Source organism: Bradyrhizobium sp. WSM1743 (genome assembly GCF_000473065.1).
In the GTDB taxonomy this organism is placed as follows: Bacteria; Pseudomonadota; Alphaproteobacteria; order Rhizobiales; family Xanthobacteraceae; genus Bradyrhizobium.
Genome location: NZ_AXAZ01000032.1, coordinates 77,773 through 85,343, shown reverse-complemented (window position 1 = coordinate 85,343; position 7,571 = coordinate 77,773). Strand labels below are relative to the sequence as shown.

The following is a 7,571-nucleotide window of genomic DNA, read 5'->3' as shown; positions in this document are numbered from 1 at the left end:
CACGCTGGGAGCACGAGGCCGTTCTGGAGAAAGTTCAGGCTCGGCTCGACCACAACCCCAATGCAATGGGTGTCCGCCGTCAGACAGCGGAGCATCCGTTCGGCACGATGAAGTGTTGGATGGGAGCAACGCACTTTCTCACGAAAAAGCTGCCAAAGGTGGCCGCCGAGATGGCGCTCAACGTGCTCGCCTACAACATGAAGCGCGTGATGATGATCGTTGGCCTAGGCGGATTGCTGGAGGCGATGCAGGCGTGAGGGCGGCCTGGTTGCCACTGAGATGACAAGAGGTCGATTCCACCGAATGAGAAGCGCGGCGGCCACGAAATGCGCCGGAGCGCCCCAAGTCGCCGGATTTTCACACGGCCTGGGCCCAAGGGCGACCAGCATCTGTGATGACTTGCTGGTCGGGATGGGTGCTAGCGCTCGGCGATCACCATGTCCGGTGCAATCGCGTTGATGCGCATCGAGAGCAGGTCGAGGCATTCGCCCAGCTCGATCAGATCATGCCGACCGGCAACAAATCGCCGAGCGTGCTCGCCGCCGACATCGTGCTCGCGACGATCCGCAAGGGCCGGCGAACGAGCTGGGGCGTGTCCTCATAAACGTCTGCTGGCGACGGCACAGCGGAAGTCACTTGGCTCGGCTGCAATCGGCCGCCTATGGCCCGGAAAGGGACATTTGGTCGGCGGCTAGGTTGACATGCTAAGCCCAAGGCCCGAACGCGAAGCTTGAGGCTGGCCACTTCTGGGCGCCACACAACTCACCACAGACGCAGAGCGCATCGCCAAGGGCTCTATTTCGGAGTGTTGGTCTGGCCACCCGAACCCGTGGTCTGATCACTTCCCGGTCGGCCCGGAGGATGCGCAGACGCGGCCGGCTTGTCTTGATCGGCCACGTATCCGGACTCTCCGGAGTTGCGGGTCTTGATCCCTTTGTCCGCATCACGCTGCATCTGCACGTTGGGCTCGCCAGCCTTGAGCCCTTGGTCTACGTCACTTTTCATCTCCTCCTTGGTTTGCTCACTGGGTGCGGCCTTTTGCTGCTGGGCCGTTGCTTGGAAGGCAATTGCGCTTCCGGCAACTACAATCAATGCGAGAATTGCTGTTCGCATGGTTCTCCTCCATGGCTTGCTCCGGCCCCTAAACGCGCGAACTTCCCAAGGTTTCCTAGTTCCAAGCGCTATTGTCGAAAAGGCACGTCTTGCGATCAGGCAGGCTGCGCTCAAGGCGCCGATTGGCCCGTGGCCGACATGCATCGGTGTGTGTGTTTGACGTCTCACTCGGACAGCAAAGCGGACCCGAAACGATTTATGAGCACCCGCTCTAGGCAAGTCCGCCATCGACCCGAAAACACTGGCTGGTGATGCGCTGGCTTTCGTCGGAGGCGAGGAACAGCGCCATGTTGGCGATGTCCTCGGGCGTCACCGCGTCGGGAACCGCCTGGCGCGCGCGCATCTCGGCGATGACCCGCTCGTCCGAATACCACAGCCGGCGCTGGCGCTCGGTGATCACCATGCCCGGTGCAATTGCGTTGACGCGAATGCGGTCGGGGCCGACCGACCGCGCCAGCGAGTTGGTGAAGCCGACGATCGCCGCTTTCGCCGCGGCATAGACCGGCAGCGCCGGCGCGCCGCGCATCCATGCGATCGATGACATGTTGATGATCGAACCGCCGCCGCGCGCCTGCATCTGCGGCACCACCGCCTGTGCTGCGAAGAAGACGTGCTTGAGATTGACTCCGATCATCCAGTCGAACTCGGCCGGCGTCACCTCGGAGAGAACCTGACGCTGATCGTTGGCGGCGTTGTTGACGAGAACGGCGGCATCGCCAAGCAAACGGTGAACCTCTGCCATCGCGCTGCGCAAGGCATCGATGTCGAGGAGATCGCAGGGCAGGAACAGCGGCGCCGTCCCGCCCGCGGCCGCTATCTCCCGCACCAGCGCTTCGCCGGCGTCCGCATCGATGTCGAAGAAGGCGATCCGGGCCCCCTGGGCCGCGAAGGCGCGGACGAAGGCAGCGCCGATGCCGCTGGCGCCTCCGGTGATCAACACCACGCGGCCCGCAAGGCCTGAATAGGTCGTCTTCGTCATGCGATCAGGCGCTCCGTCTCGGGGTCGAACAGGCAAATGCGGCGGGTGTCGAGCGCGAAGGCGGCGGACGTGCCGGGCGCCGGGCGGATATCCGGCGAGATCCGCGCCATCGCAGGCTCGCCCCCGAGCCGCAGCAACACCATCGTCTCGGCACCGGTCGGCTCGACCAGCTCCACCGGCGCCTCGACGAGGACAGGTGCATCGCTGGAAAACGTGCGGCTGCCCTCGGCAATACATTCCGGCCTGATCCCGAACACCACCTCTCGCCCAACAAAGGGGGCTGCGGCGTCGTATCCCGTCAGGCGCAGACGAAGCTCGTCGGGCCGCCCCGCGCCGATCACGACGACCGGCCCGTCATTTTCGGCCTCGAGCCGCGCCGGCATGGTGTTCATCGGCGGCGAGCCCATGAAGCGCGCGACGAACAGATTGGCGGGGTAGCGGTACACGGTATCGGGGTCGGCGAATTGCTGCACGCTGCCCTGATGCATCACCGCGATCCGCGTCGCCATCGTCATGGCCTCGATCTGGTCGTGGGTGACATAGACGATGGTGGCGCCGATGCGCTGGTGCAGGCGCTTGATCTCCATCCGCATCTCGACGCGCAGCTTGGCGTCGAGGTTGGAGAGCGGCTCGTCGAACAGGAAGAGGAGGGGATTTCGCACCAGCGCGCGCCCCATCGCCACTCGCTGGCGCTGGCCGCCGGACAATTGCGACGGCTTGCGGCCGAGCAGCGGCTCGATCTGGAGCAGCTTGGCCACATTCGCGATCGCCTTCTCCTGCTCGGCCTTCGGCACATGACGGCACTCCATGCCGAAGGTGATGTTCTGGCGCACCGTCATCGAGGGATAGAGCGCGTAGGACTGGAACACCATGGCGATGTCGCGGTCCTTGGGCGCGACGTCGTTGACGACGCGTCCGCCGATCTCGACCGTTCCCGCGCTCGGGCGGTCGAGCCCGGCGACGATGTTGAGCAGCGTGGACTTGCCGCAGCCTGATGGTCCGACCAGCACGGTGAACTCGCCGCTCTCGATGTCGAGATCGATGCCCTTCAGCACCTCCAGATTGGCGTAGCGCTTGGACAGGGCGCGAATGCTCAGTGCTGCCATGACAAATCCATCATTTCACGGCCCCGGCGGTGAGACCGCGGACGAAGTACTTGCCGCCGAGGAGATAGATCAACAGAGTGGGCAGGGCCGCGATGATCACCGCAGCGCTCTGTACGCCATGCTGCGGGATATCCGCGACTGCGGCAGATAGCGCGATCAGAGCCGCCGTGACCGGCTGCTGCTGGCCGGTCGTGAATGTCACGCCATAGAGGAACTCGTTCCAGATATGCGTGAACTGCCAGATCACCGTGACGATCAGGATCGGACCCGAGAGTGGCAGGATGATGCGCCAGAAAATGCGAAAGAAGCCCGCCCCGTCGATGCGCGCGGCCCTGATCAATTCATGGGGAATGGCGACATAATAGTTTCGGCAGAACAGCGTGGTGAAGGAGAGCCCCTGAATGGTGTGAATCAGCACAAGACCGGTCAGCGTGTTGATGAGACCGATGTCCCGAAGCACGATGGTCCAGGGCAGCAGGCGCATCTGCTGGGGAAGGAACAGGCCAAGGGTCACGATGCCGTAGATCCAGTTGTCGCCGCGAAAACGCCAGAGCGACACGGCGTAACCGGCGATTGCACCGAGCATGGTCGAGAAAATCGTCGCGGGAATCGTGACGAGAGCGGAGTTCAGCATGTACGGCTGGATGCCGGCGCAGGTCTCGGCGACGCAGAAGCCGCTCCAGGCTGCGGCGTAATTGCTCCAGGCCCATTGCTGCGGCCAGCCGATCATCGAGGCGTGCGCGATCTCCTCGTTGCTACGGAGCGAGTTCAGCACCACAACGACCAGCGGCGCGAGCCAAGCCACGGCGATCAGCGAAACGGCGAGATAGATCAAAATCCGGCTTGGTGCGAAGTTGCGGTCAGCCATGGGCGGCCCGCCGTCGCTGGACATATCGCCAGGCCGCATATGGCAGCAGCACCGCGAGAAGAATGAGCAACATGAGCACCGCCGCCGCTGCGCCCCGGCCGAGCAGGCTGCGCTGGAACATCAGGTCGTAGACGACGAGTGCCGGCAGCTGGGTCGCGATTCCCGGGCCCCCGTTGGTGAGCGCGCGCACGAGGTCGAACGTCGAAATCGCGAACTGCAACTGGATCACGACGACAGTGATGGTGATCGGCCAGAGCGACGGCAGAATGATGCGCCGATACATTCGAGCCGGTCCCGCGCCGTCGATCTGCGCGGCCTTGATGATGTCGGCGTCGACGGACCGCAGGCCGGCAAGGAAGAGCGCCATGGCGAAGCCGGAGGATTGCCAGATCGCAGCAATCACAATGGTCCAGATGGCCATGTCGCGGTCGATCAGCCAGTCGAACTTGAAGGAGGTCCAGCCGAGGTCGTGGACCAGCTTCTGGATCCCGAGGCCAGGATTGAGCAGCCAGCTCCAGACCGTGCCCGTGACCACGAAGGACACCGCCAGGGGGTAGAGGAAGATGGATCGCAGCACGTTCTCACCGCGAATGCGCTGATCGAGCAGGATTGCAAGGATGAGGCCGGTCGCCGCGCTCAGCAGCACGAAAGCGCTCCCAAACAGCAGCAAATTGTCGAAGGCGATCTGCCAGTTCCGCGATGCCGCGACCGCCGTGTAGTTGCGCAGGCCCACCCAGCCCGAGACCGGGACCAGCGTGGACGGCGTGAACGATATCCAGAGCGTCCACAGCGAGAACGACACGAGATGCGCGGCGGACAGCAGCAGCGGCACCCAGATCATCAGATATTCGGGCAGCCGGCGCACCAATTCGGTCGCCGCCGGCCGCCCCGGTCTTGTCAAGACGGCATTGGTCAACGTGCGCCCTCGACGGCCTCGGCGAGGCGGGTGGCCGCCTGCTCGGGCTTGATCGTCTTGTTCTTCACGTACTCCGTGATCACGTCGATCATCGCCGCTGTCATTCCGTTTTCCTGCGCCATGTTGTGCGCAAGGCTCAGGACCGCCTGATTGCTGGCGATAGCGTCTTTCAGAGCTGCTGCAGTTCGCCGCTGACCGTCCGACCAGCCTTCGACTGAGAGATCGACATCGGTGCGCACGGGGATTGATCCCGTGATCTGCGAATACATCGTCTGGATCGCCGGATCCATGACGAGCTGGGCCATCAGTGTTTGGCCGGCTTGCAGGTCAGCCTCCTTGCGCTGCCAGAAGATGAAGGCATCGGCATTCAACAGAAACACCGGCTTGCTGTTGTCGCTGGGGCCTGGCGCAATCATGAAGTCCTCGAACTTGAAACCGGCATTGCGCAACACGCCCTGCGCCCAACCGCCCATGATCATCATGCCCATGTCGCCGTCGACGAAGCGCTTCAGGTTGGTCGAAAAATGTTGGGCGCCGACATTGGGGTCCATCCAGTCGGCGATCTTGCGCACCTGCGCGAACGCAGCCTTGATCTCCGGACCCTCCAGAGCCTTCTTGTCAAGGTTCATGATGGCGGCGCGGTATGCGGCGGGACTGATGCCCGCCAGAGCGGCCTCGAATTTCTGCCCGTCGTCCGGCCGGGTCCCACCGTTGGCGACGGGATGGTTGACGCCGCCCGATTTCATCTTCTCGGCAAGCTCATTGAAGTCTGCCCAGGTCACCGGGATCTTGTCGGCCTTGGCCTTGTCCATCGCGCGTTTGGACAGGAACAACATATTGGTGCTGTAGATCTGCAACGGCAGCGCAATCCATTTGCCTGCCGGCTTGTGCAATCGCGCGAGATCGGGAGCGACGACCTTTTCGTAACCGGCGGCCGCGACGACGGCGTCGAGATCGACGGTCGGAGCAATCTTCGACCAGGCTGCAATCTCGGGACCTTTGAGTTGCGAGCAGGCCGGCGGATCGCCGGCCATGATCTGAGCGCGCAGCTTGTTCATCATCTCCGTGGTGAAACCGGGGACGGGCGAGTGCTGCCAAACACCGCCTTTCTCCTCGAACTTCTTGCCGAGCGCCGTGATGGCCGCCCCATCGCTGCCCGCGGACCATTGCGAGATCGCGGTCAGGCGCGGCTTGACCGCGCCTTGCGCGCGGGCAAATGCCGGCAACGCGAGCGCGGCAGCAGATCCAGCGAGCAGACGGCGCCTTGTTGTCGTGATCGGCATGACAGGTTCCTCCCGGTGTGAAGTGCTTTGCGCAGTTCTTGACGCAGTTTTTGGGCGCGTTCGGGCCGTGCGGGCTTAAGCCATCTCAGGCAGCCTCCGTCGAAGCGGCGGGCATCCCGCCACGGCTGGCCAGACAAAAGGCGGCGAAAGCGAGGGCGGCCTGCGGATCGTTGCCGGTCGAGGGCGGCACGAAGGCGAGGGATACTTGCGCTAATTTGCGTCCGCCCAGGAGGCAGGCGTCGATCCCATCGACCACCGCCTTGCGATCCTCTTCAGAGAGAAGCGACGGCCAGCCACTGATCGCGACGCCTCCGCATGGCTTGACGTTCAGGGTGTTGCCGATCGCAAGACCAAGCCGGAACAACCGCCGCCGCAACTCCTGGCGCACGCGCGCCGAGAGCGGGATCGTGTGCACCCATTCGTTTCCGAGCTGGAGCAATTCGGCCTCGGAGATGCCGAGGAGCTCGGCCAAAGCGGGAAGCGAGGTATAGGCCTCGACGCAGCCGTGATGGCCGCAGCGGCAGCGCGGTCCCTCAGGCCCGAACACCATGTGGCCGAGTTCGATCGGTTGCAGGGCATCGGCCTCGGCCGGGTCATCCATCCAGGCCCCGGCAACGCCATGGCTGACGAGGACGAACAGATGCGTGTCGCTGAACGGATAGTTTTGCGTGCGGCAGCGGTGAAAAGTGGCGTGCGCCACGACCGAATTGGTGAATTCCAGCGGTGCGTCGGCAAACATCTCGCCGATCATGCCACTGAGGCGCCCGACGTCGCAGGGGATGATCGGGTTGCCGGATACTGTGAGCCGGCCGAGCCCAGGAATGGAGACGCCGATCTGGGCGAGGGTGATGCGGCGGCGGCGTGTCCAATCGCGCAGCAATGTCATCGCCTCGCTGAACACGCGGCCGACTGTTTCGACGGTGGGCGCCTTCGGCAAAGGCAGACGCTCCGTGTAGTGCAGTTCGCCCGAGAGGCCGCCGACGCCGACGCTGAGCCATTGCGCCGTCAGCTCGACGGCTGCGAGCGCGACCGAGCGGTCGAGTGACACGAGACCAGTCGGGCCGCCGACGTAAGGGGCAGGGCGCCGAACTTCCTCGATCAGGCCTTCGGCCTTGAGGTCGAACAGGATGCGCGACAGGCTCGCTTCCGACAGGCGCACGGCCTTGGCCAGAGGCGGGCGAAAGGAGCCGCCCGACTGAAGCAAATGAGTCAAAATGGCAGCGCGCGTCTGCCGCCGACTTCTCGGCTGCTCCGGCATTTCCATCCCTGTCGTCATTCTTACTTAGTGTAAGAATTTGCGCGCGAA

7 protein-coding genes and 2 pseudogenes are annotated in these 7,571 nt (G+C 63.9%); 2 read left to right on the top strand and 7 right to left on the bottom strand.

What is annotated here, in order from left to right; translation table 11 throughout:
- Window positions 1-257, top strand: a pseudogene (locus tag YU9_RS49095) (IS5/IS1182 family transposase); the annotation flags it as partial.
- Between the two features lie 200 nt (window positions 258-457).
- Window positions 458-604: pseudogene (locus YU9_RS0119880) on the top strand (lipid-A-disaccharide synthase); the annotation flags it as partial.
- Window positions 605-795: 191 nt separating this feature from the next.
- Here YU9_RS0119880 and YU9_RS0119875 read toward each other — a convergent pair.
- The 7 genes from YU9_RS0119875 to YU9_RS0119845 form a co-directional block, all read right to left on the bottom strand.
- Window positions 796-1,113 carry a hypothetical protein gene (locus tag YU9_RS0119875; RefSeq protein WP_156951993.1) on the bottom strand — a complete coding sequence of 106 codons (318 nt, stop codon included), beginning with the start codon at window positions 1,111-1,113 and terminating at the stop codon, window positions 796-798.
- A gap of 211 nt (window positions 1,114-1,324) precedes the next feature.
- Complete coding sequence (locus tag YU9_RS0119870; RefSeq protein WP_027574403.1) at window positions 1,325-2,092, bottom strand: SDR family NAD(P)-dependent oxidoreductase; 768 nt, start codon at window positions 2,090-2,092, stop codon at window positions 1,325-1,327.
- Window positions 2,089-3,198 carry an ABC transporter ATP-binding protein gene (locus YU9_RS0119865; RefSeq protein ID WP_027574402.1) on the bottom strand — a complete coding sequence of 370 codons (1,110 nt, stop codon included), beginning with the start codon at window positions 3,196-3,198 and terminating at the stop codon, window positions 2,089-2,091. The genes YU9_RS0119870 and YU9_RS0119865 overlap by 4 nt, the downstream gene beginning before the upstream one ends.
- 10 nt (window positions 3,199-3,208) lie before the next feature.
- Entirely contained in the window at window positions 3,209-4,066 is an 858-nt protein-coding gene (locus YU9_RS0119860) for a carbohydrate ABC transporter permease (RefSeq protein ID WP_036017570.1), read from the bottom strand.
- Entirely contained in the window at window positions 4,059-4,982 is a 924-nt protein-coding gene (locus YU9_RS0119855) for a carbohydrate ABC transporter permease (RefSeq protein ID WP_027574400.1), read from the bottom strand. The genes YU9_RS0119860 and YU9_RS0119855 overlap by 8 nt, the downstream gene beginning before the upstream one ends.
- Window positions 4,979-6,265 (bottom strand): ABC transporter substrate-binding protein, encoded by a 1,287-nt coding sequence (locus YU9_RS0119850; protein ID WP_027574399.1) that lies wholly within the window; start codon window positions 6,263-6,265, stop codon window positions 4,979-4,981. The genes YU9_RS0119855 and YU9_RS0119850 overlap by 4 nt, the downstream gene beginning before the upstream one ends.
- 85 nt (window positions 6,266-6,350) lie before the next feature.
- Window positions 6,351-7,529, bottom strand: a complete 1,179-nt coding sequence (locus tag YU9_RS0119845) for an ROK family transcriptional regulator (RefSeq protein ID WP_027574398.1) — start codon at window positions 7,527-7,529, stop codon at window positions 6,351-6,353.
- Window positions 7,530-7,571: the final 42 nt, after the last annotated feature.